The 26,166-nt window shown below is 62.0% G+C and carries 26 protein-coding genes; 8 read left to right on the top strand and 18 right to left on the bottom strand.

Annotated elements, in window-relative coordinates; translation table 11 throughout:
- Positions 1–80 precede the first annotated feature (80 nt).
- On the top strand, positions 81–1,118 hold the full coding sequence (locus tag HX868_RS29040) for an Ldh family oxidoreductase (RefSeq protein WP_177005225.1): 1,038 nt from the start codon (positions 81–83) through the stop codon (positions 1,116–1,118).
- A gap of 34 nt (positions 1,119–1,152) precedes the next feature.
- Here the strand turns inward: HX868_RS29040 and HX868_RS29045 are convergent, their stop codons facing one another.
- A complete protein-coding gene (locus HX868_RS29045; protein ID WP_095015928.1) occupies positions 1,153–1,473 on the bottom strand; it encodes an ElaB/YgaM/YqjD family protein in 321 nt (106 codons plus the stop codon).
- A 163-nt stretch (positions 1,474–1,636) separates the two neighbouring features.
- Here HX868_RS29045 and HX868_RS29050 point away from each other — a divergent pair, with 163 nt between their 5' ends.
- Positions 1,637–1,891 (top strand): hypothetical protein, encoded by a 255-nt coding sequence (locus HX868_RS29050; protein ID WP_003190904.1) that lies wholly within the window; start codon positions 1,637–1,639, stop codon positions 1,889–1,891.
- On the opposite strand, the gene HX868_RS29055 is transcribed toward HX868_RS29050, so the two are convergent.
- On the bottom strand, positions 1,884–2,777 hold the full coding sequence (locus tag HX868_RS29055) for a LysR family transcriptional regulator (protein WP_177005226.1): 894 nt from the start codon (positions 2,775–2,777) through the stop codon (positions 1,884–1,886). The two genes, HX868_RS29050 and HX868_RS29055, sit on opposite strands and share 8 nt — an antisense overlap.
- An 81-nt stretch (positions 2,778–2,858) precedes the next feature.
- Here HX868_RS29055 and HX868_RS29060 point away from each other — a divergent pair, with 81 nt between their 5' ends.
- Positions 2,859–3,785 (top strand): carbon-nitrogen hydrolase family protein, encoded by a 927-nt coding sequence (locus HX868_RS29060; RefSeq protein WP_177005227.1) that lies wholly within the window; start codon positions 2,859–2,861, stop codon positions 3,783–3,785.
- A gap of 99 nt (positions 3,786–3,884) precedes the next feature.
- Here HX868_RS29060 and HX868_RS29065 read toward each other — a convergent pair whose 3' ends face one another.
- Genes HX868_RS29065 through HX868_RS29075 form a run of 3 tightly spaced genes read right to left on the bottom strand, consistent with a single transcriptional unit; the run spans position 3,885 to position 6,337 of the window.
- Positions 3,885–4,430 (bottom strand): GNAT family N-acetyltransferase, encoded by a 546-nt coding sequence (locus HX868_RS29065; RefSeq protein WP_177005228.1) that lies wholly within the window; start codon positions 4,428–4,430, stop codon positions 3,885–3,887.
- A 5-nt stretch (positions 4,431–4,435) separates the two neighbouring features.
- Positions 4,436–4,897, bottom strand: a complete 462-nt coding sequence (locus HX868_RS29070) for an LEA/WHy family protein (RefSeq protein ID WP_016979398.1) — start codon at positions 4,895–4,897, stop codon at positions 4,436–4,438.
- 12 nt (positions 4,898–4,909) lie between these two features.
- A complete protein-coding gene (locus HX868_RS29075; protein ID WP_028615910.1) occupies positions 4,910–6,337 on the bottom strand; it encodes a nucleobase:cation symporter-2 family protein in 1,428 nt (475 codons plus the stop codon).
- A 237-nt stretch (positions 6,338–6,574) separates the two neighbouring features.
- On the opposite strand from HX868_RS29075, the gene HX868_RS29080 reads away from it, so the two are divergent.
- Positions 6,575–8,200 carry a methyl-accepting chemotaxis protein gene (locus tag HX868_RS29080; RefSeq protein ID WP_177005229.1) on the top strand — a complete coding sequence of 542 codons (1,626 nt, stop codon included), beginning with the start codon at positions 6,575–6,577 and terminating at the stop codon, positions 8,198–8,200.
- 102 nt (positions 8,201–8,302) lie between these two features.
- On the opposite strand, the gene HX868_RS29085 is transcribed toward HX868_RS29080, so the two are convergent.
- From HX868_RS29085 to HX868_RS29130, 10 genes are all read right to left on the bottom strand, one after another.
- Positions 8,303–9,280, bottom strand: coding sequence for a 2-hydroxyacid dehydrogenase (locus tag HX868_RS29085; RefSeq protein ID WP_177005230.1), 978 nt, complete (start codon positions 9,278–9,280; stop codon positions 8,303–8,305).
- Entirely contained in the window at positions 9,277–10,569 is a 1,293-nt protein-coding gene (locus HX868_RS29090) for an MFS transporter (protein WP_177005231.1), read from the bottom strand. The genes HX868_RS29085 and HX868_RS29090 overlap by 4 nt, the downstream gene beginning before the upstream one ends.
- Positions 10,570–10,614: 45 nt before the next feature.
- On the bottom strand, positions 10,615–11,556 hold the full coding sequence (locus tag HX868_RS29095) for a sugar kinase (RefSeq protein WP_177005232.1): 942 nt from the start codon (positions 11,554–11,556) through the stop codon (positions 10,615–10,617).
- Positions 11,549–12,331, bottom strand: a complete 783-nt coding sequence (locus HX868_RS29100; RefSeq protein ID WP_177005233.1) for a sugar phosphate isomerase/epimerase family protein — start codon at positions 12,329–12,331, stop codon at positions 11,549–11,551. The genes HX868_RS29095 and HX868_RS29100 overlap by 8 nt, the downstream gene beginning before the upstream one ends.
- A 112-nt stretch (positions 12,332–12,443) precedes the next feature.
- Positions 12,444–13,496 (bottom strand): LacI family DNA-binding transcriptional regulator, encoded by a 1,053-nt coding sequence (locus HX868_RS29105; protein ID WP_177005234.1) that lies wholly within the window; start codon positions 13,494–13,496, stop codon positions 12,444–12,446.
- Positions 13,497–13,598: 102 nt separating this feature from the next.
- Positions 13,599–14,186: a LysE family translocator gene (locus HX868_RS29110; RefSeq protein WP_177005235.1), complete on the bottom strand. Its 588-nt coding sequence runs from the start codon at positions 14,184–14,186 to the stop codon at positions 13,599–13,601.
- Between the two features lie 54 nt (positions 14,187–14,240).
- Positions 14,241–15,080, bottom strand: coding sequence for an AraC family transcriptional regulator (locus tag HX868_RS29115; RefSeq protein WP_177005236.1), 840 nt, complete (start codon positions 15,078–15,080; stop codon positions 14,241–14,243).
- Positions 15,081–15,153: 73 nt separating this feature from the next.
- Positions 15,154–15,795, bottom strand: a complete 642-nt coding sequence (locus HX868_RS29120) for a DUF1345 domain-containing protein (RefSeq protein WP_177005237.1) — start codon at positions 15,793–15,795, stop codon at positions 15,154–15,156.
- A gap of 138 nt (positions 15,796–15,933) precedes the next feature.
- Complete coding sequence (locus HX868_RS29125; protein ID WP_177005238.1) at positions 15,934–19,032, bottom strand: efflux RND transporter permease subunit; 3,099 nt, start codon at positions 19,030–19,032, stop codon at positions 15,934–15,936.
- Between the two features lie 6 nt (positions 19,033–19,038).
- Complete coding sequence (locus HX868_RS29130) at positions 19,039–20,181, bottom strand: efflux RND transporter periplasmic adaptor subunit (protein ID WP_177005239.1); 1,143 nt, start codon at positions 20,179–20,181, stop codon at positions 19,039–19,041.
- A 171-nt stretch (positions 20,182–20,352) separates the two neighbouring features.
- Between HX868_RS29130 and HX868_RS29135 the strand changes: the two genes are divergently transcribed.
- Both HX868_RS29135 and HX868_RS29140 read left to right on the top strand, forming a co-directional pair.
- On the top strand, positions 20,353–21,054 hold the full coding sequence (locus HX868_RS29135; RefSeq protein WP_010210801.1) for a response regulator: 702 nt from the start codon (positions 20,353–20,355) through the stop codon (positions 21,052–21,054).
- 3 nt (positions 21,055–21,057) lie between these two features.
- Positions 21,058–22,359 carry an ATP-binding protein gene (locus tag HX868_RS29140; protein ID WP_177005240.1) on the top strand — a complete coding sequence of 434 codons (1,302 nt, stop codon included), beginning with the start codon at positions 21,058–21,060 and terminating at the stop codon, positions 22,357–22,359.
- Here the strand turns inward: HX868_RS29140 and HX868_RS29145 are convergent, their stop codons facing one another.
- The 3 genes from HX868_RS29145 to HX868_RS29155 form a co-directional block, all read right to left on the bottom strand.
- The gene (locus HX868_RS29145; protein ID WP_177005241.1) at positions 22,360–23,028 is read right to left on the bottom strand and encodes an anti-sigma factor; all 669 of its coding nucleotides are present in this window, start codon (positions 23,026–23,028) and stop codon (positions 22,360–22,362) included.
- Entirely contained in the window at positions 23,025–23,540 is a 516-nt protein-coding gene (locus HX868_RS29150) for a sigma-70 family RNA polymerase sigma factor (RefSeq protein ID WP_016979383.1), read from the bottom strand. The genes HX868_RS29145 and HX868_RS29150 overlap by 4 nt, the downstream gene beginning before the upstream one ends.
- A gap of 170 nt (positions 23,541–23,710) precedes the next feature.
- Positions 23,711–24,232, bottom strand: coding sequence for a DUF3455 domain-containing protein (locus HX868_RS29155; RefSeq protein WP_095015946.1), 522 nt, complete (start codon positions 24,230–24,232; stop codon positions 23,711–23,713).
- 138 nt (positions 24,233–24,370) lie between these two features.
- Here HX868_RS29155 and HX868_RS29160 point away from each other — a divergent pair, with 138 nt between their 5' ends.
- The gene (locus HX868_RS29160; protein ID WP_177005242.1) at positions 24,371–25,141 is read left to right on the top strand and encodes a class I SAM-dependent methyltransferase; all 771 of its coding nucleotides are present in this window, start codon (positions 24,371–24,373) and stop codon (positions 25,139–25,141) included.
- A 91-nt stretch (positions 25,142–25,232) separates the two neighbouring features.
- Entirely contained in the window at positions 25,233–26,018 is a 786-nt protein-coding gene (locus tag HX868_RS29165; protein WP_095015948.1) for a sulfite exporter TauE/SafE family protein, read from the top strand.
- The last annotated feature ends 148 nt before the right edge of the window (positions 26,019–26,166 follow it).

Genomic DNA, 26,166 nt, shown 5'->3' on the forward strand with positions numbered 1-26,166 from the left:
CACGCGCGAAACACTGTTTAATCGTCACTGCCGATTGTTCGTACGCAGTGCCCCTTCCAATAATTAAACGGGAGCTACCGATGTCTGCATCGCCTTTGGATCACGACGCTTCAACCACGCACCTCAGCTACGAGACATTGACGCTGCTGTTACAGCGCATCTTTCTCCGGCACGGCACGTCTGAATCGGTGGCTCAGGTACTGGCCGAGAACTGCGCCAGCGCCGAGCGTGACGGGGCCCATAGCCACGGGGTGTTTCGCGTGCCTGGCTATGTGTCGACGTTGAACAGTGGTTGGGTCAACGGCAAGGCAGTGCCCATCGTTGAAGACGTCGCCAGTGGCTATGTGCGGGTGGATGCGGCGAATGGTTTTGCCCAGCCGGCACTCGCAGCCGCCCGGTCACTGTTGGTAGACAAGGCCCGCAGTGCTGGTATTGCGCTGTTGGCCATTCACAACTCCCATCACTTTGCCGCGTTGTGGCCAGACGTCGAGCCCTTTGCCGAAGAAGGCCTGGTGGCGCTGAGCGTGGTCAATAGCATGACCTGTGTGGTGCCCCATGGCGCCGACCGGCCGTTGTTCGGCACCAACCCGATCGCGTTCGCTGCACCACGGGCGGACGGCCCTCCCATTGTGTTTGACCTCGCCACCAGCGCCATCGCCCACGGCGACGTGCAGATTGCCGCACGCAAAGGCGAGCGCCTGCCACCGGGCATGGGCGTCGACAGCCTCGGTCAGCCGACCCAGGACCCCAAGGCCATTCTTGAAGGCGGGGCGCTATTGCCGTTTGGCGGGCACAAGGGCTCGGCGCTGTCGATGATGGTCGAGTTGCTGGCGGCGGCGTTGACGGGCGGCAACTTTTCGTTCGAGTTCAATTGGTCGGAGCATCCGGGGGCACGTACGCCCTGGACCGGCCAGTTGGTGATTGTGATCGACCCGAGCAAAACCACCGGGCAAAGCTTCGCCGAGCGCAGCCAGGAACTGGTGCGGCAGATGCATGCAGCGGGGTTGCGGCGGTTGCCGGGGGATCGACGTCATCGTACGCGCGCGAAGTCCCAGCAGGCAGGTATTGAAATGGACACGAAAGATCTTAGGCAGTTGCAGGCACTGGCCGAAGATTGAACGGGGCTGCGCCAGTTGCGCAACCCCGATTGTTTCAGTTGCGACGGCCGAGCAGCAGGCCTACGACTAGGCCAAATCCGGCGGAAATCGCCACGGTCTGCCATGGGTGGCCACCGATGTAGGTTTCGGTGGCGTCGACTACCGGCTTGCTACGTTCGCGCACGCTGGACACCGAATCCAACGCTTGCTTGAGTTTGATGGCGACCTGTTCGCGCAGGGTTTCACCTTCCTCGCCGACCAGGGAGGCGCTGCTTTTGAGCAATTTGTCCGATTCTTCGATCAGCGCGGTGAGTTCGCTGAAGGCTTGGTCCTTGATTTGGTCTTCGACGGCTTGGGCAGCAGTTTTGCGGGCCATTGTGTGACTCCTTGCGAGTGAATGTGACAGTGAACAATGGAGTGTCGGGCGTTGGCAAAAGTTGCAGTTTTTTTGCCGACCGGCCGTTTCGAGCAAAATCCGGATCAGGAAAATTCGACCTACAGTGTAAGATGTCGCCTATTTGTGCAGCAGGTAATTCAACATGAGCTTCAATCTGGCCAACAAGACCCTCGCCGAACGCGCCGAGCTGGAAGATGAAAAGTCCCGCCTCTACGACCTGTGGCAAACCAACCTGGGCAAGGCCAAGGGCGAAGCGGCCCGCTTGTTCGGTGAGCGCGCCAAGCGCAAGGGCAAGTGGGCCGAGTGGGTGCGCGCCGAACTCGACGGCATGTCGCCGCCGGAGTTTTCGAACATGGTGCGCAGTGAGGTCAACAAGTTGATGGCGGCGGCTAAGTAAAGCTCGCCACAATCGCTTCACGCACTTTCAGCAACAACGGATCGAGCTGCGCCTGTGTGCGCCAACCCAGTTCCACTGGGTAGCGCGGCAGAGCCACAGGGCAAGCCAGTACCCGCAGCCCGGTCATCGCGCCAATGGCCTCGGCGGCGTGACCGGGAATGGTCGCCACCGCCTGGCTGCCCTTGAGCAGAAAAGGCAGCGCGGCGAAGTGGCTGGTGGACGCACACACTTGTCGGCTCAGCCCTTGCGCCGCTAAACCCTCATCGGTAATCCCTATGAATCCGCCTGACGACACCAGTACGTGCTCGCGAGTGACGAACTCCTCCAGGCTGATGCTGGCCTGGTCCGAGTCCACCAGGCAGCGGTAATCGCCTTCTCCCAGTACTTGGCGGCTCAGTCGGCCCTGAGCAAAGCCACCGGCTGTGATCGCGAGGTCCAAGGTGCGATCTAGCAGGGCGCCTGCGACGATCTGGCTATGGGTCTGGCGGAAAATCACCCGTAGTTTCGGCGCCCGTCGTGCGATTTCCTCCATGAGGCGGCGCCCATAGGCAATCTCGAAATCATCCGACAGCCCCAGCACTACGGAGCGCCCCTGATACTGCTGGTTGGCCGGATCGACCATGGCCAGGCTCTGTCGGCAGCGATCCAGTGCTTCACTGATCAGCGGTTTCAACTGGTTGGCCCTCAGGGTCGGCGCCAGGCCACGCCCGGTGCGCACAAACAATTGATCGCCATACACCTCGCGCAAACGCCGCAAGCCTGCACTGATGGCCGACTGCGTCACGCCCAGGCGCAAGGCGGCGCGGCTGGCGCTGGATTCGTCATGCAAGGCTTCGAAGGTTTTCAGCAGGTTGAGATCGATCTGGGCGATATTGATCTGGCTCATATCATTCAGCACTGAAGTGGGCTTTATTCATGATCGAGGCTGACGGGAGAATGGGCAACCCCTGACTTTGGAGTGATCGTGATGCCTGTTTCTACTGTGGCCGCGTTGCAAATCGGTTCCTTGCCCGGCGGCAAGGCTGAAACCCTGGCGCAAATTCTCGGCTATGAAGACGAAATCGTTCGTAGCGGTGCGCAACTGGTGGTGATGCCGGAGGCGTTGCTCGGTGGCTATCCCAAGGGCGAAGGGTTTGGTACGCAACTGGGTTACCGCCTGCCGGAAGGGCGTGAAGCCTTTGCTCGCTATTTTGCCAATGCCATCGATGTGCCGGGCCCTGAAACGGAGGCGCTGGCCGGACTCTCGGCGCGCTCCGGCGCCAGCTTGGTACTCGGCGTGATCGAGCGCAGTGGTAGCACGCTGTATTGCACCGTGCTTTATTTCGAGCCGGCGGGTGGGCTGGTGGCCAAGCACCGCAAGCTCATGCCCACTGGTACAGAAAGGCTGATCTGGGGCAAGGGCGACGGCTCCACCCTACCGGTGATTGATACGGCGGTGGGACGTGTCGGCGGTGCAGTGTGCTGGGAAAACATGATGCCGTTGCTGCGCACGGCGATGTACGCCAAGGGCGTGGAGATATGGTGCGCGCCGACGGTGGACGAGCGCGAGATGTGGCAGGTGAGCATGCGCCATGTGGCCCATGAAGGGCGTTGCTTTGTGGTGAGTGCTTGCCAGGTGCAGGCCTCCCCGGCAGCGCTGGGGATGGAGGTCGCCAATTGGCCAGCCGAACGCCCGTTGATCGCGGGTGGCAGCGTGATTATCGGGCCCATGGGCGACATTCTGGCGGGACCGTTGCTGGGAGAGGCCGGACTGTTGACGGCACAAATCAATACCGATGAATTGGTGCGCGCACGGTATGACTATGACGTGGTGGGGCATTATGCCCGGCCGGACGTATTCGAGTTGGTGGTGGATGAGCGCGCAAAGCCAGGCGTGCGCTACATCACCGACTAAAACACAGTAACCCCTGTAGGAGCCGGCTTGCCGGCGATAGTGTCCGTTCAGCCAACCAATGCAGTGACTGATACTCCGCCATCGCCGGCAAGCCGGCTCCTACAGAGGGTGTGATGCCAGCCATTCCTCACGGGTCATTTCCCAGATGTCCCGTGGGAATGTGCCTGCTACAAACGCGCCTTCATCCGTCCGGATCAAGCGCATCCCCGTGCGTTCAGAAATCCGCCGCGACCCCAAGTTGGGCGCAGCCTTGGGCACACGCATCAATGGCCGCTCGAGCACGCCGAACCAGTAATCGGTGACTGCGGCACTGGCTTCGGTCATCAGTCCCTGGCCTTGCCATTGCCGGCCCAGCCAGAACCCACGGTTGTCGTCCTCGGTATCCGTCAGGCAGATGTTGCCGATCAGCGCGTCAGGCGCGCTTTTCAAACGGATCGACCAGTGCCATTCCTCGCCCCGTACCATGGCCGGCAAGGCCACGTGTTCCAGGAAGCTGCGTGCACCGTTGGCGGGGTAGGGCCAGGGCACCTCGGCGGTGAGATAGCGCACCACTTCCCAGTGGGGAAAAAGCTGCTGGATGACCTCGGCATCGTCCAGGGTCAGCGGGCGCAATATCAAGCGTTCGGTGTACAGCGTCGGTTGCATGGCGTTTACCAGGTGGCAGTATTCGGCAGGTCCAGTGTGCCACGGTCAACAAAGCGCATCGTGCCAAACAGACCGCCCGCCAGTTTGCCCCGCAGCACATAAGGCAGGTTGTTCAAACTCTGCGTTTGGCTCAGGCCCAGGGTTTGGCGCAACACCGAAAACGCCGAAACACTGACCGGCACCATCAGCACGGTCTCGGAAAAGCGTGGGATGGAGCCGCGTTGATCACTCACCCCTGACGCCAGCGGCCGGCCATTGACCTCCAGGTCCAGGGCCACGCCGTTGTAGTCGATCGCGGTTTCATTGGGGTTCTGCACCCGCAGCTTCACGGCGAAGCGCACTTCCAGGTCCTGGCTCTGCAGGGGCTCGATGCCCACCACGTTGATGTTCACCGGGTCACGGTTGGGGAACAGCGCGCAAGCGCTCAGGGTCAGCAGCAACAGCGATAGAACCATGAGCTTGCGCATCGATAAGTGCTCCTATTTGGTGACGTCCGGATCCTGCATCACTTTGAGGGTCGAGGACTCTGGATCAAATTCATCTTCTTCCAGCTCTATGAACTCTTCCGGCAGGAAAATGTTCAGCAGGATTGCACAGAAAGCCCCCACGGTGATCGGCGACTCGAAGATGTTGTGCAGCGCCTTGGGCAGGTCGCGCAACACTTCCGGCACGGCGGCCACGCCCAGACCCATGCCCAGGGAAATCGCCACGATCAGCACATTGCGGCGATGCAGCCCGGCTTCGGCGAGGATCTTGATGCCCGCCACGGCCACGGTGCCGAACATGATCAGGGTCGCGCCGCCCAGCACCGGCTTGGGCATCAGTTGCAACACCGCGCCGATCATTGGGAACAGCCCCAGCAACACCAGCAGGCCGGCGATGAAGTACGCCACATAGCGGCTGGCCACGCCGGTCAACTGGATCACCCCGTTGTTCTGGGCGAAAGTTACCATCGGCAGGCTGTTGAAGGTGGCTGCCATCGCCGAGTTGAGGCCGTCGGCCAGCAGGCCCGACTTGATGCGTTTGATGTACAGCGGACCCTTGACCGGCTGCTGGGAAATCATCGAGTTGGCGGTCAGGTCACCGGCCGCTTCCAGGGGCGAAATCAGGAAGATCACCGCCACCGGGATAAACGCCACCCAGTCGAACGAGAAACCGTATTTGAACGGCACCGGCACGCTGATCAGGGGCACCTGGGGCAATGCGGCCATATCCACACGCCCCATCAGCCAGGCCACGACAAAGCCCAGAGTCAGGCCGATCACGATGGAGCCCAGGCGCAGGAACGGGTTATTGAAGCGGTTGAGCACCACGATAGTCAGCAATACCAGCGCCGCCAGGCCCATATTGCTGGCGGCGCCGAGGTCGCTGGCGCCGAAACCGCCGGCCATGTCGGTGACTGCCACTTTGATCAGCGACAAACCCATCAAGGTAATGATGGTGCCAGTGACCACCGGGGTGATCAGCTTGCGCAACTTACCAATGAACTGGCTCAGCACTACCTCGATAAACGCGGCGAAGAAGCAGATGCCAAAGATCGTCGAGAGAATCTCATCGGTGCCGCCGCCTCGGGCCTTGACCATGAAACCCGCGCTGAGAATCACGCTGATAAAGGAAAAGCTGGTGCCCTGCAGGCACAGCAGCCCGGAACCGATCGGGCCGAACTTGCGCGCCTGCACAAAGGTACCGAGCCCCGACACAAACAGCGCCATGCTCACCAGGTACGGCACTTCGCTTTCCAGGCCCAGCACGCCACCGACGATCAGCGTGGGCGTGATGATCCCGACGAAACTTGCCAGCACGTGCTGCAACGCGGCAAAAATCGCCGCGGTGAAGTGCGGGCGGTCTTCCAGGCCGTAGATCAGGTCGGATTTATAGCGCGGGCGGGGGGCTTGAGCGTCAGACAAAATACGGGCTCGGGTCAGAAAATGGAGGCGCAGGATGCCAGAAAGCGCCGGTCGTCAGAAGTGTAAAAAAATATTTATGAATGACCTGCGGGAAACCCCAGGCCCTGCCGATATCGAGGATAGGCCCACATACCAACGACAACAGTGGTGACCACAGGTCAGAGCGGCGCGTTGACGCCGACTGATCGTTTCGCAGCAGGGACGCTCGCAAACACTACTTCTGAGAGCACCCCCCCTATGTCCCTGCGCCAGTTGAATATTGCCCCTCGAGCGTTTCTCGGTTTTGCATTCATTGCGTTGTTAGTGGTTTTACTGGGGGTGTTTGCGGTCAACCGCATGGCACAGATTCGGCAGTCCTCCGTGGACATGACCGCGATCCAACTGCCCAGCGTGACCTCGTTGGGCATCATCACCGAGAACGTGCTACGCCTGCGCATCTTGTCGTTCCGTGTGCTGGTCAACCGCGAACCTGCCAGCCTGCAAGAGGCTGAAACCCGCATGGGCGTGCTCGCCGACAAGGTCAAGACGGCCCAGGCCAGCTACGCTGCACTGCCTGCCGGCCCGGAAGAAGCCGCGCTGTACAAAACCTTCGTGGTCACGCTGGACAACTACTTCAAGGCCCAGGCCGACATGCTCGCGCTGTCCAGGCAGGGCAAAGTGGATGAGATGCGCGCGCTGATCAACAGCCGCATCAAGGACGGCACCGACCAGATGGGCGAGCAACTGAACAAGCTCATCGCCATCAACGCGGCCGATGCCAAGACCGCTGACGCTGAAGCCGGGCAGAGTTACGACGGCGCGATCACCGGCGTCATTGCAGTTTCCATCGCTGCCGCATTGCTCACCGTGCTGCTGGCGTGGCTGTTGACCCGCAGCATTGTCACGCCGCTGCGCAAAGCCGTGGAGGTTGCCGAAACCATCGCCGGTGGCAACCTGAGTAAAGCCATCGAAGACGACGGCAAGGACGAACCGGCGCGCTTGCTCGGCGCCTTGGCGGCCATGCAGGCCAACCTGCGCCAGACCATCCAGCACATCGCCGGTTCGGCCACTCAGCTTGCCTCGGCAGCGGAAGAGTTGAGCGCGGTCACTGAAGAAGCCTCCAAAGGCTTGCAGCAACAGAACAATGAAATCGATCAGGCCGCCACGGCGGTCAACGAGATGACGGCGGCGGTGGAAGAAGTGGCGCGCAACGCGGTGTCCACCTCCGAAGCGTCCAGCCAGTCCAACCAGGCTGCCCGTGAAGGGCGCGACCGTGTGGTGGAAACCGTCGGCGCAATCCAGACCATGACCCAAGACGTACAAAACACCGCTGCGATGATTGAAGGCCTGGCCACCCAAGGCCGCGACATCGGCAAAGTGCTGGACGTGATCCGCGCGATTGCCGAGCAGACCAACCTGCTGGCGCTCAACGCCGCCATTGAAGCGGCCCGTGCCGGTGAAGCCGGGCGTGGCTTTGCCGTGGTGGCAGACGAAGTGCGTGCGCTGGCCCATCGCACCGCGCAGTCGACCCAGGAAATCGAGAAAATGGTCGCCGGCATCCAGAACGGCACCGGTGAAGCCGTGCAATCGATGCAGCAAAGCAACCAGCGTACCCAGGACACCCTGGAAATGGCCCGCGCCGCCGGTGTGGCGCTGGAGCAGATCACCCAATCCATCAGCCTGATCAACGAACGCAACCTGGTGATCGCCAGCGCGTCGGAAGAGCAGGCTCAGGTGTCCCGCGAAGTCGACCGCAACCTGGTCAACATCCGCGACCTGGCGACCCAGTCGGCGGCGGGTGCCAACCAGACCAGTGCGGCCAGCCACGAACTGTCGCGCCTGGCGGTTGACTTGAATGGGATGGTGGCGCGTTTCATTATCTGACCCTGTTGCCCTGATCTGTAGGAGCCGGCTTGCCGGCGATGAGGCCCTTGAATCCTGCACCGGGTTGAGGACGCCATCGCCGGCAAGCCGGCTCCTACAGGGTCAGCGGTTCCAGGCGTTGGCGTTGACCAGGTTCTTCGGCTGCTCACCGGCCAACGCCTGCAACAGATTATCCACCGCACATTTGGCCATGGCCTCTCGCGTTTCATGGGTGGCCGAGCCGATATGCGGCGTGGCCACCACATTGTTCAAGCGCAACAACGGCGAGCCGTGATCCAGCGGCTCCTTTTCAAACACATCCAACCCCGCCGCCCGAATGGTGCGCTGTTGCAGCGCCTTCACCAGCGCCGCTTCATCCACCACTTTGCCCCGCGAAATATTGATGAAGATCGTCTCCGGGCCCATCAGCGCGAACTGTTCGGCGCCAATCAGTTTCTCGGTTTCAGCGGTGAGCGGCAGTGTCAGGCAAACAAAGTCGGCCTGCTGCAGCAAGTCGTTCAGGCTGCGGTATTGCGCGTCGAAACGTGCCTCCACCGCCGGCTTGGGCGAATGGCTGTGATAGATCACCGGCATACCAAAACCAAAATGCCCACGCTGGGCCAAGGCTTCACCGATGCGGCCCATGCCGATGATGCCCAGGGTCTTGCCATGCACATCACTGCCGAAATGCGCCGGGCCGATGTTTTTGTTCCATTGGCCGGCGCGCACCATGTCGGCCAATTCGACCACACGTCGCGCGGTGGCCAGTATCAGCGCAAAACCGGTGTCGGCGGTGGTTTCGGTGAGCACGTCGGGGGTGTTGCTGAGCAGGATGCCGCGCCCAGTCAGGTAGTCGATGTCGTAGTTGTCGACGCCGACCGAGACGCTGGCCACGGCCTCCAACTGCGGCGCCAGGTCGAGCAGCTTGGCGTCAAGGCGCAGGCTGGCGCCCAACAGGCCGTGGGCGCCGGGCAGGGCGTCGCGCAGCTTGGCCAGGCCGGTGTCGTCGAGTGCTTCAATCAAGGTGACATCGGCCTGTTCATGCAGGCGGGCCATCAGCGGCGCAGAAAGTTTTTTGTACAACACGACAGACTTTTTCATGCGGTCTTTACCTTCAATTCCAGGTTGGGCACCGGCGTGCGGTCACTGGCGCCGGGCTTGAGAAAAATCGTCAGTACCACCGACAGCAACAATGCGCCGCTCATCAGCAGGTATGAAGCGCCGGGCGAGCCGGTGCTGCTATTGAGATACCCCACCAGGTACGAACCGCCGAATGAACCCAGGGCACCCATGCTGTTGATCAGCGCCATGGCGCCCCCGGCGACGTTGGCCGGCAGGATCTCCGGAACAATCGCAAAAAACGGGCCGTAGGGCGCGTACATGCAGGCCCCGGCAATCACCAGAAAGGTGTAGGACCACCAGAAGTGTTCGGCGCCGAGCACGTAGGACGCGTAGAAAGCAATCGAGGCAATCAGCAGCGGCGGCCACACGAAACGCTTGCGCTTTTGCAGCTTGTCCGAGCCCCAGGACACCACCAGCATGCCAATCACCGCCGCCAGGTAAGGCAGCGCCGACAACCAGCCGGCCTCGACCATGTCCATCTGCAAGCCTTGCTTGAGGATCGACGGCAGCCACAGCACAAAGCCGTACACGCCGATGCTCCAGCAGAAGAATTGCAGGGCCAGGATGATTACCTTGGGCGAGCGGAAGGCCTCGGCGTAGTTCTTTACCGCCTTGATCCCGACTTGCTCGGCGGCCAGCGCGGTTTCGAGGTCCTGTTTCTCGGTATCGCTCAGCCACTTGGCGTCCTTTGGACGCTCATCGGCCAGCTTCCACCAGATAAACGCCCACAGCACGGCCGGCAGGCCTTCGATGATAAACATCCAGCGCCAGCTGAAATGCTGCACCAGATAGCCCGACACTACGGACATCCACAGCATGGTCACCGGGTTGCCGAGGATCAGGAAGGTATTGGCGCGCGAGCGTTCGGCACGGGTGAACCAGTGGCACAGGTACACCAGCATCGCCGGCATCACGGCGGCTTCGACCACGCCGAGCATGAAGCGAATCACGATCAGCATGTAGGCGTTGGACACCACGCCAGTGAGGGTGGCCAGGCCGCCCCACAGGATCAGGCTGACGAAGATCAGCTTCTTGACGCTGCGCTTTTGCGCGTAAATCGCCCCCGGCACCTGGAAGAAAAAGTAGCCAAGGAAAAACAGTGCGCCCAGCAATGACGACATGCCAGGGGTGATCATCAGGTCTTCGGCCATCCCGGAGGCGGCGGCGAAGCCGTAGTTGGCGCGGTCCAGGTAGGCCAGGCTGTAGGTGATAAAAACGATGGGCATGATGTACCACCAACGGCGGGTGGCGAGTTTCACGGTGTCCATGGGGTTGCTCCTGAGCTTGTTGTAGTTGTGGCAACAGGTAGTGGGTTAGGCAACGGATCGGATCGGTAACTCTGAACGGGCGGGCAGGCCTTCCATATCGCCACGGCTTTGCACGGCGCGACTGCCGATCCAGTTGCCGCGCTGTACCGCCTCGGGGAAGCTGAGGTTTTCCAGCAGGGCGCTGATCATGCCCACGGCAAAACCGTCGCCGGCACCGACCGTATCCACGACTTTTTCCACCCGCACCGCGGCGACAAAGCCCTGGTCCATCTGGGTGCGGTAGTAGGCGCCATCCGGGCCGAGCTTGATCGCCACGGCTTCGGCGCCCTGGTCGAGGTAGAACGCGGCGATGTCGGCCGGGTCATCGAAACCGGTGAGCAGGCGGCCTTCGCCCAGGCCCGGCAAGACCCAGTCAGCCAGTCCCGCGAGCGTGTTGATTTCACGGATCATCGTTTGTTGGTTGGCCCACAACGACGGGCGCAGGTTGGGATCGAACGACACGCTGCGCCCCGCCTTGCGCATCTGCGTCATCAGCTCGACGGACAATTCGCGCGTCGCCTCGGACAGTGCGGGCGGAATGCCGGTGGCATGCAGATGGCGGGCTTGCAGCAGGGCAGGGCTGATGGCAGCGATAGACAACTGACTGGCCGCCGAACCCTTGCGGAAGTACTCCACCTGGGGATCATCACCCGCTTCTTCACGAGACTTGAATTGAAAACCGGTGGGATGTGCCGGATCAATCGCCACATGCCGGCAATCCAGGCCCTCCTGGGTCAAGGTGTCGACCACAAAGCGCCCGAGCGAATCATTGCCCACTCGGCTCAGCCAGGCGACGTTGAAACCCAGGCGCGACAGGCCGATGGCGACATTGCTGTCGGCACCCGCGATCCGTTTATGGAACTGAGCCACCTGGGCCAGATCACCCGTTTGCTCGGCGACAAACATCGCCATGGTTTCACCAAACGAGAGGATATCGATCTCAGACATGAGCATGCTCCGCACGAGGTTGGCCCAGCAGGGTAAGGGTGGCGACCTGCTGCGCAGTGACCGCGACCAGGTCATCGCCTTGCAGCGGGAATTCCACGGCTCGGCTAATACCTGGAGTCATGTGCTTGAGCAGTTGTTCCCACAGATGCAGGTCGGTGGCGCCAGGCGGCAGGGCGACCAGCTTGCCGTCGGCACGCCGCGCCACCGCCTTGCAGTGCAGGTAAGCGACGTGCCGGCCCAGCAGACGCGCGGCGGTGAGGGCGGATTGGTCTTGCCACTGCCAGTTGCCGATGTCGAAGGTCATCTTTACCGGCAGGCCCAGGCGTTCCACTTCGGTGAAAAAGCGCTGCAGGGGTTCGATGCGGCCACCGTGCAGGGTCTGGTCGTTCTCTACCAGCAACTGAACCGAGTGACGGCTGAGCAGGGCGTGCAGGCTTTCCAGGTCATTGGTGTCGGTAAAGTAACCGAGGGAGACTTTCAGCCAGCGTGAGCCAAACGCCTGCGCGCGATCCAGGGTGGCGGCGAGTTCGGCATTCGCTTGGGCGCGGCCGGCGACCCACAGTTCCAGGGGCGATGAGAACACCGACTCCAGGTCCTGTTGCGCCGCGGCCTGGGCCAGTTCGGTGGGCTGTTCGTCGGTTAAAAGTTCTTCGCGCCATTCGATGCGCTGTGCACCGGCGGCGGCGAGGACCTCAACAAAACTCAATTGGCCCTGCTGGCGTACCAAGTCGGCACCGTAGCTGGAAAGGCTGATGGAGACGGGGTATTTATGCATTGTTGTTTACCTCTGAAACCGGTTTCATTTTTTTTGAAAAAAACACTTTCCTGTAGGAGCGAGCTTGCTCGCGAAAAACCTGAGAGCGCCGCGTTAAACCAGGATCGCTGCGTTATCGTTGGCGTTTTTCGCGAGCAAGCTCGCTCCTACAAGGGGTTGTGGAGCCTCGGATGATCAGTTGGGGCAGGAAGTCCAGGGTGCGTGTCGGCTCTGTATCGCCGCGCAGGCGCTTGAGCAGGCAGTCGAATGCGCTGGCGCCAATGGCGTCGGTGGGTTGGGCGAGGGCGGTGATGCCGCTGCCCACCAATGGATACCAATCCAGGTCATCCAGGGCGATCAGGCCCACGTCATCGAACAGGTTGCAGCCCAGATTTTTCAGCGCACGGGTGCAGGCCAACGCCGCGACACCGTTGGCGCAGAACAGCGCCTTGGGGCCAGGTTTTGCGAGAAAGGTCTGCAAGTGTTTTTGCAGCGTTCCATCCAACTCCAACACAGCGCCGGTCAATGCCGGGCGGCTAGCGATTTCAGTCTTGAAACTGTTCAGGCGCTCCAAGCGCGAACTGGTGCCATCGGTGGCTTCACTCACCATCAGCACATCGCGATAACCCTGTTGCTCCAGGTGCTCCACCGCCATACGCACGGCTGCTGGGTTATCCAACCCCACCAGGTCGCTGTGCAGCGGCTCGACCTTGCGGTCCACCAGCACCAGGGGCATTTCCCGTTGCAGTTCCAGCAGTTGGTCGAGGTGATGGCCGAGGGTGTTCACGATCAACCCTTCGATGTTGTACGAACGCAGGGCCGCCAGGTGCTGGCGCTCTTGCTCGTCATCCCGGTCGGTGTTGCACACCACCAGGCTGTAGCCGTGCTGGCGACAGGCGGTTTCGACGCCGTGCATCACGGCAATGGAATAGGGGTTGCGGATATCGGCCACCAGCATGCCGATCAGGCGCGTGCGGCCACGCTTGAGGCCACGGGCCATCTGGTTGGGGCGGTAGCCGAGTTGTTCGATGGCTTGCTCGATGCGCAAGGCAATGGCATCGGAGAGCAGGGCGCGGTCGTCGCCGATAAAACGCGACACGCTGGCCTTGGACACCCCGGCGCGCTCGGCCACATCAAGCATGGTCACGCGGCTGCGCTGGGCGGCAGAAAAGTTGTTCACGGTCATCGACCTTCTGTTTTTATTGGAATGACTGAAACCGGTTTCAGGAAACCATCAAATGAGGAAAGTCGTCAAGCGGTTGTAGGACAAAGTCAGATGGCCGGTGCGTCAAATCACCACACTCAGCCAGGTCGCCACCAGCAGCAACAGTGCCATGCCCCGGTTGAAGCGCTGCATCGCCCTGGCCGAACGAAGCAGCCGTGCCGACCCTGCGCCCAGCAGCGCCCACGTGCCCAGGCAGGGCAGTGATATCAGGAAAAATACCAGGGACAGTTGTACCACGTGGCTCTGGCGCTCAGCGCCGTTGCCGGCAAATACGCTGACCACCGCCAGGGCCATCATCCAGGTTTTCGGGTTGATCAGCTGCAAGCTGGCGGCGCCGATCAGGCCAAGAGGTTTTTCACTGGCCTGCACTTCGATGGCTTGGGCGGGTGCGCTGAAGATCTGCCAGGCCAGGTAACTCAACCAGGCGATGCCGATCCATTGCATGGCCATTTGCACCTTGGGCACATGCACCAACGACTGGCCAAACCCGCTGCCCACCACCAACACCAGGCCCGCAGCACCTGCGCAGGCACCGAGAATGATCGGCAAGGCTGCCTTGAAGCCGTGGCGTGCGCTGTTACTCAGCACCAGGATGTTGGTGGGGCCGGGGGTGATCGACGCCACAAAGGCGAACAACATAAACGGCAACATGACGGCAGACTCCAATAAACCAATCGATGGAGTCGATCTTCACAAGCCCGCTTGCTACCTGTCTGGAAGATTTGAGCAGCGCTTGCGGTACGCGGCGGGCGTGAGGCCGTAGGCGCGCACGAACCAACGCCCCAAGTGGCTCTGGTCGCAGAAGCCCAGGGCAATCGCGACCTCCGCTGGTTGTTCGCCCCTGGCCAGCAAGTGCCGGGCGCGGGCCAGACGCAGTTGTACCAGATAGGCGTGAGGGGGCAGGCCAAACGCGCTCTTGAACGCGCGGGTCAGTCGGAAGCGGTCGACGCCGCAGGCCTGCGCGAGTTCGCCCATGCCCACATCAACCTGCAAATGAGCGTGCAGGTATTCCCGTGCCTTGTGCGCCACCAAGGGCAATCGCGGGTCGTCGCGGTAGCGAGTGCGCCAATAGAGTTGGCCGGTGAGGCGCTCCAGCAATTGGTCCATGGCGCGTTGGCGCACGATGCGCAATTCGCCGCTGTGCAAGGTCTGAAAGGCCTGGCTGGTGGCCAGGGCCAGGCGTGGATCGCTGGTCAAGGTGGTGGCGAAACTCAACTGGCTGTCCAGCGGCGCTTCTTCGAACACGGCGCTGACTTCCCGCGCCAACCAGTGCGGGTCGAGGTAGAGCATGTGGTAGGTAAAACCGTCTGCCGTGGGCGCGTCGCCGTCGTGCAGCTCGCCGGGCTCCACCAGAAACACCTGGCCCGGCACGCTGTTGTGGCGCGTGCGGCGACAGTTGAATTGCTGCACGCCTTGTTCGGTGACGCCGATCAGGTAGCTGTCGTGCCAGTGAGGGTCGTAGGCGTGGCCTTCAAAATGCGCGCGCAGGGTCTCGATGCCGGTATCGGCGTCCTGGGACAGGTCGATCCAATTGTGCGCGGCCATAAAACACCGAGTCGGAATAAGTGAGGCTATTAGCGCCCAGCGTGTGTTGGGCGTCTAGAAGGTTTGTGCAGCGTCAGCCGAACAGCCCGGCGGCGATATTGATCGAGAACCCCAGAATCGCGGTGTTGAACAGAAACCCGATCAACGATTGCCCCAGCACCACCTTGCGCATACCACGGGTGGCCACGCCCACGTCGGAGGTCTGCACCGCCACGCCAATGGTGAAGGAAAAGTACAGGAAGTCCCAGTAATTGGGGGTGGTCAGGCCCTCGGCAAAGCGCAACGCCGGCTCCTTGCCGTCCCAGGTGTAATACAGGCGCGCGTAATGCACGCTGAAGATCACTCCGATCAGCAACCACGATCCGATCACTGTCAGCCCGGTGAAACCGTAGTGCAGCAGGCGTTCCGAGGTGGCCAGGTCTTTGCTGCCCACCAGTTCGAAGGTGATGGTCGCCAAACTGGCAATGGCCGCGATGCACACCGTGAACAGCACCAGGCCGGCGTTTTCGTCTTCGATCTCGGCGATGCGTTTGACGTCCTCGGCCTTGGCGCGGCGGGTCAGCCACAGCATCAGCACCAGATAGGTCCAGACGCCGGCGTTCCAACCGATGAGGATTTTGCTGACGAAGGTGTCGGCCGGCACCAGGATGCCCACGGCAATCCCGAACACGGCGGCGGCGGAGAGGCGAGGGTGGGTGCGGGCGAGGAAGGGCATGGAGGCTCACAGGCAGTTGTATGTGAGCACCATAACCCTTGTAGGAGCTGGCTTGCCAGCGATCGCATCGACTCGGTGTGTCTGAAAGACCGAGGTGTCTGCATCGCTGGCAAGCCAGCTCCTACAGGGGGGCGTTGATCAGTCTGTTTTGTGGCGCTTGCGCACCAGCTTCATGACCACTACGAAGAATACCGGCACAAACACCACCGCCAGCGTTGCCGTGATCATGCCGCCGATCACCCCCGTACCAATCGCCTGCTGGCTGGCCGAACTGGCACCGGTGGCAATCGCCAGCGGCACCACGCCGAGGATGAACGCCAGGGACGTCATGATGATCGGCCGCAGGCGCAAGCGCGCGGCTTTCAAGGTGGCGGTGACCAGGTCTTCACCTTGGTCATACAGGTCCTTGGCGAACTCGATAATCAGGATCGCGTTCTTCGCCGACAGGCCGATGATGGTGATCAGGCCGACCTTGAAGAACACATCGTTGGGCATGCCGCGTAAGCCCACCGCGAGGACCGCGCCGAGTACACCGAGCGGCACCACCAGCAACACCGAGGTCGGGATCGACCAGCTTTCATACAGCGCCGCCAGGCACAGGAACACAATCAGCAGCGACAAGCCCAGCAGCAACGGCGCCTGGGAACCGGACAAACGCTCCTGCAACGACAGACCGGTCCATTCCTGGCCCAAACCTGCCGGCAACTGGCTGACCAGGCGCTGGATCTCATCCATTGCCTCACCAGTGCTGTGTCCCGGTGCCGCTTCGCCGGAAATCGCGATGGCCGGGTAGCCGTTATAGCGCGTCAGCTGGGTCGGGCCCTGGGTCCATTTCGCTTCGACAAAGGACGACAGCGGCACCATCTTGCCAGCGTTGTTGCGCACGTTGATTTTCATCAAGTCCGCGACCTGGCTGCGTTGGTCGCCTTCGGCTTGCACCACCACCCGCTGCATGCGGCCCTGGTTGGGGAAGTCGTTGATATAGGCCGAACCGATGGCCGAGGACAGCACGTTGCCTACGTCCGCAAAGGACACGCCCAGTGCGTTCGCCTGCTTGCGGTCCACTTCAAGCTGTACTTGCGGCGCTTCGGCCAGGGCGCTTTCGCGCACGTTGGCCAGGATCGGGCTTTTCTCGGCGGCGGCCAGCAATTCGGTACGCGCCGCCATCAGTGCAGCATGGCCCACGCCACCCCGGTCTTGCAGACGGAACTCGAAGCCACTGGACGTGCCCAGGCCGTCCACCGGCGGCGGCAGGATCGCGTAGGCAACCGCGTCCTTGAGCTCGCTGAAGGCCATGTTGGCGCGGTCGGCAATCGACGAGGCCGAATCATCGCTGCTGCGCTCGGACCAATCCTTGAGCGTGGTAAATGCCAGCGCGGCGTTCTGCCCCGAACCGGAGAAGCTGAAGCCCATGATCATGGTGGTGTCGCCCACCCCGGGTTCCTCGGCGTTGTGCGCTTCGATCTGCTCGGCCACGTGCACCGTGCGGTTCTTGCTCGCACCCGGTGGCAACTGGATGTCGGTGATGGTGTAGCCCTGGTCTTCCACCGGCAGGAAGGAGGAGGGCAGGCGGCTGAACATCCAGCCCAGGCCCACCAGCAGTACCAGGTATATCAGCAGGTAACGGCCGCTGCGCTTGAGGGCATACGCCACCCAGCCTTCATAACGGTCGGTGAGGTTTTCAAAGCGCTGGTTGAACCAGCCGAAGAAGCCTCCTTTGGCATGGTGCTCACCCTTGGCGATCGGCTTGAGCAAGGTGGCGCACAGGGCCGGGGTCAAGGTCAGGGCGAGGAACGCCGAGAACAGGATCGAGGTGGCCATCGACAACGAGAACTGCTGGTAGATAACCCCCACGGAACCGGCCATGAACGCCATCGGCAGGAACACCGCCACCAGCACCAGGGTGATGCCGATGATGGCCCCGGTGATCTGGCCCATGGCTTTCTTCGTCGCTTCCTTGGGCGACAAGCCCTCGGTGGCCATGATGCGCTCGACGTTCTCCACCACCACAATGGCGTCGTCCACCAGGATGCCGATGGCCAGTACCATGCCAAACATGGTCAGCACGTTGATCGAGAAGCCCAGCAGCAACATGGTGGCAAAGGTGCCCATCAAGGCAATCGGCACCACCAGGGTCGGGATCAGGGTGTAGCGCACGTTCTGCAGGAACAGGAACATCACCGCAAACACCAGCGCCATCGCTTCGAGCAGGGTGTAGACCACCTTGGTGATCGAGACCTTGACGAACGGCGAGGTGTCATACGGGATCTTGTACTCCACGTTGGCCGGGAAGTAGCGCGACAGCTCGTCCATCTTTGCCCGCACCAGGGTGGCGGTGCTCAGCGCATTGGCGCCGGGCGACAGCTGCACGCTGACGGCGGTGGACGGCTTGCCGTTCAGGCGAGTGGAGAACTGGTATTCCTGGCTGCCGACTTCCACCCGCGCCACATCGCCGATGCGCACGGTCGAGCCGTCGGGGTTGGCCTTGAGCACGATGTCGGCAAATTCGGCTGGCGTTGAAAGCTGGCCCTTGACCAGGATCGCGGCGGTGATTTCCTGGGTGTTGGTGCCCGGCAAATCACCGATGCTGCCGGCCGAAACCTGGGCGTTCTGCGCGCTGATCGCGGCGTTCACGTCGGCCGGCGTCAGGTTGAACCCGATCAGTTTCTGCGGGTCGATCCAGATGCGCATGGCGCGCTCGGCACCATACAGCTGGGCCTTGCCCACACCGTCGAGGCGCTTGAGTTCGTTCATCACGTTGCGCGCCAGGTAATCACTCAGCGCGACGTCATCGAGCTTGCCGTCGTTGGACGTGAGGGTCACCAGCAGCAGGAAGCCGGCGGAGACTTTTTCCACCTGCAAGCCTTGCTGGGTTACCGCTTGCGGCAGGCGCGGCTCGACCGCTTTGAGGCGGTTCTGCACGTCCACCTGGGCCATCTCTGGGTTAGTGCCGGGCTGGAAGGTGGCGGTGATGGTGGCCGAACCGAGGCTGCTCTGGGACTCGAAATACAACAAGTGATCGGCGCCGTTGAGCTCCTGCTCGATCAGGCTCACCACGCTTTCATCCAGGGTCTGCGCCGACGCACCGGGGTACACCGCATAGATCTCGACTTTCGGCGGTGCGACGTTGGGGTACTGCGCCACCGGCAGTTGCGGGATCGCCAGCAGACCGGCCAGCAGGATAAACAGGGCGACCACCCAGGCGAAGATCGGGCGGTCAATAAAGAACTGCGGCATGGCGGGTTATTCCTTTACGAGCGGGCTGTCGTCCACTTCAACTTTTTCACCGGGGCGCGCGTGTTGCAGGCCTTCGACGATGATGCGGTCACCGGGCTTGAGGCCGCTGCTGACGATCCAGCGGTCATTGATCACCGCACCCAGTTCCACCGGCTGCTGGCTCACGGTCTGCTCGGCGTCCAGCAACAACACCATCGGGATACCCGCGCTGTCACGGGTGATGGCGCGTTGCGGCACACTGATGCCTTGCTTGTCGACAGCCTGTTCCAGGCGCACCCGCACGAAGCTGCCGGGCAGCAAGTCGAGGTCCGGGTTGGGGAACTCGCTGCGCAGGATGATCTGCCCGGTGCCCGGGTCGACGCTGATCTCGGCGAACAGCAACTTGCCCGGCAATGGGTAAAGGCTGCCGTCGTCCTCGATCAACGTGGCCTTGGCCTGGTCCTGGCCGACCTGCTTCAAGCTGCCGGCACGGAAGGCGCGGCGCAGGTCGTTCAGCTCACGGGTGGACTGGGTCAGGTCGGCGTGGATCGGGTCCAGTTGCTGGATAAGCGCCAGCGGCGTGGCCTCGTTCTGGCCGACCAGTGCGCCTTCGGTGACCAGTGCGCGACCAATGCGACCGGAAATTGGTGCAGTCACGGTGGCGTAGCCCAGGTTCAGGCGGGCGCGTTCGACGGCGGCCTTGTTGGCGGCGACTTCAGCGACGGTCTGGCGCACGGCGGCGCGGGCGTTGTCGTAGTCCTGGCCGCTGATGGCATTGCCTTCCACGAGTTGGCTGTAGCGCTGCTCCTGCAGGCGTGCCTTGAAGGCATCGGCCTCGGCTTTGCTCAGGTTGGCCTGGGCGCTGTCGAGGTCGGCCTTGAATGGCGCGGGGTCGATGCGAAACAGCACGTCGCCCTGTTTCACGTCATGGCCTTCCTTGAACACCCGTTGCATCACCACGCCGGCGACCCGGGCACGCACTTCGGCGATGCGCGGCGCGGCAATGCGCCCGCTCAATTCGCTGGTAATGGCCAGGGGCTTTGCTTCAAGGGTTTCGATGCGCACTTTGGCCAGGGGCATTTCCGGCGCTTCGGCGGCGGAGTCGCCACATGCGCTCAGGGCCAGGGTGAGGGCCAGCAGGCAAAATGGCGCAAACAGATTCTTCGACATGCTCTTATCCCAATATTGACTGGCGCATCCTAAAGTCACCTGCGCCGTGGTGCTGTGAAGCTGTGTAGCTCGTCTGTGAAGAAATGTAAGGTGCGGCGCGCGGGGCGCCGAGGGCGTATATCCTTGCACAATCCTGCAACACACCAACAAACCGCATTATTTGGAAACACCATGCCCAACATCCTCCTGGTGGAAGACGACGCCGCACTCTCCGAGCTGATTGCCAGCTACCTGGAGCGCAATGGCTACCACGTCAGCGTGCTCAGCCGTGGCGACCACGTCCGTGAACGCGCGCGCCTGAACCCGCCGGACCTGGTGATCCTCGACCTGATGCTGCCGGGCCTCGACGGCCTGCAGGTGTGCCGCCTGCTACGCGCCGACTCGGCTGGGCTGCCGATCCTGATGCTCACCGCCCGCGATGACAGCCACGACCAGGTGCTGGGCCTGGAAATGGGCGCCGACGACTACGTGACCAAACCCTGCGAGCCACGGGTATTGCTGGCGCGGGTGCGCACGTTGTTGCGGCGCAGCAGCCTGTCCGAACCCCAGGTGGCCAATGACCAGATCATCATGGGCAATCTGTGCATCGACCTGTCGGAGCGCACGGTGACCTGGCGCGAGCAGCCGGTGGAGTTGTCCAGCGGCGAATACAACCTGCTGGTGGTGCTGGCGCGGCATGCGGGAGAGGTGCTGAGTCGCGACCAGATCCTGCAGCGCCTGCGCGGTATCGAGTTCAACGGCACCGACCGTTCGGTGGACGTGGCCATCTCCAAGCTGCGCCGCAAGTTCGACGACAACGCCGGTGAAGCACGCAAGATCAAGACGGTGTGGGGCAAGGGCTACCTGTTCAGTCGTTCCGAGTGGGAATGCTGAGCCATGTTCCGAGTACTGCTGCGCCTCTACCTGATCACCATCGTCACCTACAGTCTGGCGATTTACCTGATTCCCTCGCTGGTGATCCAGCTGTTCGAACACCGCTACATGAACTACAACATCGAGCAGACCCGCGGCCAGCAGAAGTTGATCGTCAAGCAATACCTGCGGGCGCCGGTGGAGCGCTGGTCACAGGTGACCGAACAACTGGGCCGCGACTTTGCACCGCTGAAAGTGCAATTGCTGCTGCGCCAGGACGCCAGCTACACCCCGGCGGAAGAGCAACTGCTGGAGCAGGGCAAGTCGGTCGTGCGCCTGGGGGAGTGGGGCTGGATGACCGAAATCAGCTCGCCGATCAACGAGCAGTTCACGGTCAAGCTGACCATACCGCCCGATCCACTGGACATGAACGTGCTGTATTGGGCGATCAATGTGTTGATCGTCGCCGCGCTGCTGGCCTGCCTCCTGGTCTGGCTGCGCCCCCACTGGCGTGACCTGGAACGCCTGAAAAGTACCGCAGCCCAATTGGGCCGGGGCAATCTGAGCGAGCGCACGCACATCCCGCCCAGCTCCAACATCGGCAGCCTGGCCACGGTGTTCGACACCATGGCCGATGACATCGAACACCTGCTCAATCAGCAACGTGACCTGCTCAATGCGGTGTCCCATGAACTGCGCACGCCACTCACGCGCCTGGATTTCGGCCTGGCCCTGGCATTGTCCGAAGACTTGCCCGAAGCCAGTCGCGAACGCCTGCAAAGCCTGGTGGCGCATATCCGCGAGCTGGATGAGCTGGTGCTGGAGCTGCTGTCCTACAGCCGGCTGCAAAACCCGGCGCAGTTGCCGGAGCGGGTCGATGTGGTGCTTGATGAGTTCATCGACAGCGTGCTTGGCAGCGTCGATGACGAACTGGAAAACCCCGAAATCGTCATCGACGTGGCACTCGACTGCGCCGTGGAGCGCTTTAGCCTCGACCCTCGTCTTACCGCTCGCGCCTTGCAGAACCTGCTGCGCAACGCCACGCGTTACTGCGACAAGCGCATCCAGGTCGGCGTGAAGGTGTGCGCCAAGGGCTGTGAAATCTGGGTGGACGACGACGGTATTGGCATTCCTGTGGACCAGCGCGAGCGCATCTTCGAACCGTTCTACCGCCTGGACCGCAGCCGTGACCGCGCCACCGGCGGTTTTGGCCTGGGCCTGGCCATCAGCCGGCGCGCCCTGGAAGCCCAGGGTGGCAGCTTGACGGCGTTGGCTTCGCCGCTGGGCGGCGCGCGGTTTCGCGTGTGGTTGCCCACCGTCGCCTGATCAGAGCACTTTGACCGCGCGGCCGATCGCCTGGATCGGCCCAGTGGGCTTACCGGTCGGCGAGCCACGCGGGTCTTCCAGGGTCAGCTCGAACAGCTGGTTCTGCGTGAGCGGCGGCAGTTTGTCCAGCGGCACCGATAGCGTCTGGCCCGGCTTGACCAGGCCCAGGGATACCGGCCCTTGCCAGCCGTCGCCCTTGGTCCAGAACTGCAGGGCCTTGTCGGACGGCACTTCCATCACGCCCAACGGGATCAACTGAATCTGCTGATCAGTACTGGCCTGGATCACCCAGCCCGGTGCCTGGCTTTGCGGCGCGACCAGCACTACCACGAAGCTTGGGTCGGCAGTGGGCGGGCGGGTCAGTAGCAACCCGGCCAGTACCAGCGTGGTCAAAAGCCCGGCACCGGCCAGGCCGCGCCACACGGCCAGCAGGTCCCACCAGTGCGTGCGGGCACTGGCGATGTTACGTTCGATACGCCGCCACAGCTCAGAGGAGGGCGGTACGGGTTCCGCCAAGGCGGTCAGTGGCAACAAGCGTTGCTCCCAGGCGTCCACCGCAGCGCGTAACTCGGCATCGTGCTTGAGGCGTTGTTCGACGTCGGCGCGTTGTTCGCCGGGCAGGGTGCCCAGCACGTATTCGCTGGCCAGTTCGTCCAGTGGGTTGCTCATGCCATGCACTCCCGCAGCGCGGCGAGGCTACGTTTGATCCAGGCCTTGACGGTCCCCAGCGGGGTGTCGAGTTTCTGGGCGATTTCGCTGTGGGAAAAACCGTCGACATAGGCATGCAGGATGCACGTGCGACGGGCCGGGTCGAGTTGCTCCAGGCAGGTGTGGATCTGTCCCGAGCGTGCGCTGAATTCAAAGGTTTCGGTTGCGGCGACTTGCTCGTGTTCGTCGCCTAAAGGCACTTCGCGGTAATGGTTACGCACCACGTTGAGCGCCAGGTGCCGGGTCACGCTGAACACCCAGCCACGGGCAGACCCGCGACTGGGGTCAAAACTGCCGGCGCCGCGCCAGATCTTGATAAACGCATCATGCACGATGTCTTCGGCCAGGGATTTGTCCCTGGCGATGCGCATCGCCACGCCGAGCAGATGGCTGCTTTCCTGCTCATAGAGCTGGCGCAAGGCGCGTTGATCGCCACGGGCGCAGGCCTGCAGACAGGCTTCGTAATCAAACACGTATCACCATCCCCTCAATTGCTGAACCCCTGTAGGAGCGTGCTTGCTCGCGAAAAACGTTAACGAAAACGTGGGCATTCAGGCTGTCCGTGGCGCTCTCAGGTTCTTCGCGAGCAAGCTCGCTCCTACAAGGTATGTAGGCAGTTTCGGGGCAGCGTAGCTCAGTTTGCTCAGTTGGCCGCCCAGAAAATGTAATCCGCCTGGTACTTCACCACTTCCTGCTTGCCTTTGTTGGCGGCGGTGCACTCGCTGCTCGGCGCCACGCCGCCCTTGAGGGCCACGCGCTGGATGTAGCTCACGCCGCTCATCGCGCCTTTGCCTTCAGCGGGGTTGGCCTTGACCAATTGATACGGCAAGTTGCCCGCGCCCGATGGCGCCACGGCCAACTGGGTGCCGGTGACTTTCGAACCGTCCTTGGCCTGCCAGGTGGCCGGCGGGCCGAAATAGGTGCCGACTTGCTTGCCGCTGCGGTCATTCAACACGGCCTTGGGCCCGACGAAGGTCCACTCGGTCTGGCCGGCGGCGTTCGCCTTGTCGCGGCATTCGTAGGTGATTTCGCCGACGCCGGTGGTTTCCATCGCTACCTTATGGCCGTCCGGCACCTTGATGCTGTCGGGCAAGCCGGTCTGGGCGAAAGCTGCGGGGGTGGCAGCGAGCAGGGCGGTGAGGCAGAACAGTGCTTTAGCGTTCATGGGTACTTCTCCATTTCAGTCAAACAGCGGGGGTTCTGAAAGGACTACCCAGGGCCTGCGCGATTGGATGCAGCGATTAGAAAATAAAACTGAGAGGGCGCACACTGTGCCCCCGCTTTACCCGAGGAGAGATTGGCAATGACTGGTGTTCACACGTCTGCTCAACAAGGTTTCTCGACCCAGGCCGTCACCTACGCCCAAGGCCGGCCGGATTATCCAAGGCAGCTCACCGGCTGGCTAGCCGACACGCTGCACATCGACGCGCAGTCCAGCGTGATCGACCTGGGCGCCGGCACCGGCAAGTTCACCCGCTTGCTCAGCACCCTGGCGCCGACCTTGATTGCCGTCGAGCCGGTGGCGGCGATGGGCGCGCAGTTGACCAAGCTGCTGCCGGATGTGCGTCTGGTCAATGGCACGGCTGAATCCATCCCGCTGCCGGCCGCCAGCGCTGACGCGGTGGTGTGTGCCCAGGCGTTCCACTGGTTCTCCACCGAGGCCGCGCTGGCGGAAATCCATCGCGTGCTCAAGCCCGACGGCCGACTGGGCCTGGTGTGGAACGTGCGGGATGAGTCAGTGGATTGGGTCGCCGCCATCACCGACATCATTACCCCATACGAGGGTGATACGCCGCGGTTTCACACGGGGCGTTGGCGTGAGGCCTTCACTGGCGAGTATTTTTCCGAGCCTGAAATGACCTGTTTTCCCTACAGTCATGTGGGCAGCCCTCAGGAGGTGATCATGGATCGCTTTCTTTCCGTGAGCTTTATTGCCGCGTTGCCGGAGGCATCCAAGGCTATGGTGACCGCGCAACTGCAGGCGCTGATCAACACGCATCCGGCACTGAAGGGGCGCGACACTGTGGCCTTTCCGTATCAGACCCAGGCGTACGTCTGCCATCGACTGAGTTAAAAGGCATAAAGTCAGATCATATTGATATAAGTCGTTATAAGAAAAATCGCTATCCTGCGGCCAGAAATTTATAAGGCCGCAGGTAGCTGGAATGGATGTAGGTAATTTTGGTTTTGTAGTTGCTGGCCTGATTGTTGGTTTTATCGTGGGCATGACCGGCGTGGGTGGGGGGTCGTTGATGACGCCGATCCTGTTGTGGTTTGGCATCAATCCGGCTACCGCCGTGGGCACTGACCTGCTGTATGCCGCCATCACCAAATCCGGTGGCGTGCTGGTGCATAGCAAGAACAAGAATATCGATTGGACCATTACTGGATGGCTGACCCTGGGCAGCGTGCCTGCGGTGCTGCTGACCTTGTGGTTCCTGGCCAGCCTGCATACTGATCCCAGTGTGATGAATGCGGTGATCAAGCAGGCGCTTGGGGTGGTGTTGCTGTTGACGGCCCTGGCGATTCTGTTCAAGAAGAGCTTGTTGGCGTTTGCCCAGCGGCATGCGGGTGACAGCTATCACATGAGCCCGCGGAATTTGAATGTGTTGACGGTGGTGACGGGGGCGATCCTCGGCACCATGGTGGCGCTGACGTCCATTGGTGCGGGTGCGCTGGGGACGGTGGCGTTGTTTATTTTGTATCCGTTTCTGGCGACGCGGCGGTTGGTGGGGACTGAGATTGCGCATGCTGTGCCGTTGACGCTCGTGGCGGGGTTGGGGCATGCCAGCATGGGGAATATGGACTGGCATTTGTTGGGGTTTTTGTTGATGGGGTCGTTGCCGGGGATCTATGTGGGTAGCCATATGACGGGCAAGTTGCCTGATGGCGTGTTGCGGCCTTGCTTGGCGGTTATGTTGATGGCCATTGGTTATAAGTTGGCGTTTTGATTTTTTGGGCATATCCGTTATTTGGGTGATGGCGGGTATTGGTTCCGCCCTTACGGCGGGTCACTTTGGAAAAGCCCCAAAGTAACCAAAGGGCTCTTGCCCCAACACTCGGCACCTCGCTTAGGCTCGGTGTGCCCTCACTCCGGCT

Origin of the sequence: Pseudomonas reactans, from assembly GCF_013385825.1 — a bacterium.
Classification (GTDB): domain Bacteria; phylum Pseudomonadota; class Gammaproteobacteria; order Pseudomonadales; family Pseudomonadaceae; genus Aquipseudomonas; species Aquipseudomonas reactans.

Bases quoted from the DNA above. Each gene is read 5' to 3' on its own strand.
- HX868_RS29040 (WP_177005225.1), top strand. From the start codon at position 81: ATGTCTGCATCGCCTTTGGATCACGACGCTTCAACCACGCACCTCAGC.
- HX868_RS29045 (WP_095015928.1), bottom strand. From the start codon at position 1,473: ATGGCCCGCAAAACTGCTGCCCAAGCCGTCGAAGACCAAATCAAGGAC.
- HX868_RS29050 (WP_003190904.1), top strand. From the start codon at position 1,637: ATGAGCTTCAATCTGGCCAACAAGACCCTCGCCGAACGCGCCGAGCTG.
- HX868_RS29055 (WP_177005226.1), bottom strand. From the start codon at position 2,777: ATGAGCCAGATCAATATCGCCCAGATCGATCTCAACCTGCTGAAAACC.
- HX868_RS29060 (WP_177005227.1), top strand. From the start codon at position 2,859: ATGCCTGTTTCTACTGTGGCCGCGTTGCAAATCGGTTCCTTGCCCGGC.
- HX868_RS29065 (WP_177005228.1), bottom strand. From the start codon at position 4,430: ATGCAACCGACGCTGTACACCGAACGCTTGATATTGCGCCCGCTGACC.
- HX868_RS29070 (WP_016979398.1), bottom strand. From the start codon at position 4,897: ATGCGCAAGCTCATGGTTCTATCGCTGTTGCTGCTGACCCTGAGCGCT.
- HX868_RS29080 (WP_177005229.1), top strand. From the start codon at position 6,575: ATGTCCCTGCGCCAGTTGAATATTGCCCCTCGAGCGTTTCTCGGTTTT.
- HX868_RS29085 (WP_177005230.1), bottom strand. From the start codon at position 9,280: ATGAAAAAGTCTGTCGTGTTGTACAAAAAACTTTCTGCGCCGCTGATG.
- HX868_RS29090 (WP_177005231.1), bottom strand. From the start codon at position 10,569: ATGGACACCGTGAAACTCGCCACCCGCCGTTGGTGGTACATCATGCCC.
- HX868_RS29095 (WP_177005232.1), bottom strand. From the start codon at position 11,556: ATGTCTGAGATCGATATCCTCTCGTTTGGTGAAACCATGGCGATGTTT.
- HX868_RS29100 (WP_177005233.1), bottom strand. From the start codon at position 12,331: ATGCATAAATACCCCGTCTCCATCAGCCTTTCCAGCTACGGTGCCGAC.
- HX868_RS29105 (WP_177005234.1), bottom strand. From the start codon at position 13,496: ATGACCGTGAACAACTTTTCTGCCGCCCAGCGCAGCCGCGTGACCATG.
- HX868_RS29110 (WP_177005235.1), bottom strand. From the start codon at position 14,186: ATGTTGCCGTTTATGTTGTTCGCCTTTGTGGCGTCGATCACCCCCGGC.
- HX868_RS29115 (WP_177005236.1), bottom strand. From the start codon at position 15,080: ATGGCCGCGCACAATTGGATCGACCTGTCCCAGGACGCCGATACCGGC.
- HX868_RS29120 (WP_177005237.1), bottom strand. From the start codon at position 15,795: ATGCCCTTCCTCGCCCGCACCCACCCTCGCCTCTCCGCCGCCGCCGTG.
- HX868_RS29125 (WP_177005238.1), bottom strand. From the start codon at position 19,032: ATGCCGCAGTTCTTTATTGACCGCCCGATCTTCGCCTGGGTGGTCGCC.
- HX868_RS29130 (WP_177005239.1), bottom strand. From the start codon at position 20,181: ATGTCGAAGAATCTGTTTGCGCCATTTTGCCTGCTGGCCCTCACCCTG.
- HX868_RS29135 (WP_010210801.1), top strand. From the start codon at position 20,353: ATGCCCAACATCCTCCTGGTGGAAGACGACGCCGCACTCTCCGAGCTG.
- HX868_RS29140 (WP_177005240.1), top strand. From the start codon at position 21,058: ATGTTCCGAGTACTGCTGCGCCTCTACCTGATCACCATCGTCACCTAC.
- HX868_RS29145 (WP_177005241.1), bottom strand. From the start codon at position 23,028: ATGAGCAACCCACTGGACGAACTGGCCAGCGAATACGTGCTGGGCACC.
- HX868_RS29155 (WP_095015946.1), bottom strand. From the start codon at position 24,232: ATGAACGCTAAAGCACTGTTCTGCCTCACCGCCCTGCTCGCTGCCACC.
- HX868_RS29160 (WP_177005242.1), top strand. From the start codon at position 24,371: ATGACTGGTGTTCACACGTCTGCTCAACAAGGTTTCTCGACCCAGGCC.
- HX868_RS29165 (WP_095015948.1), top strand. From the start codon at position 25,233: ATGGATGTAGGTAATTTTGGTTTTGTAGTTGCTGGCCTGATTGTTGGT.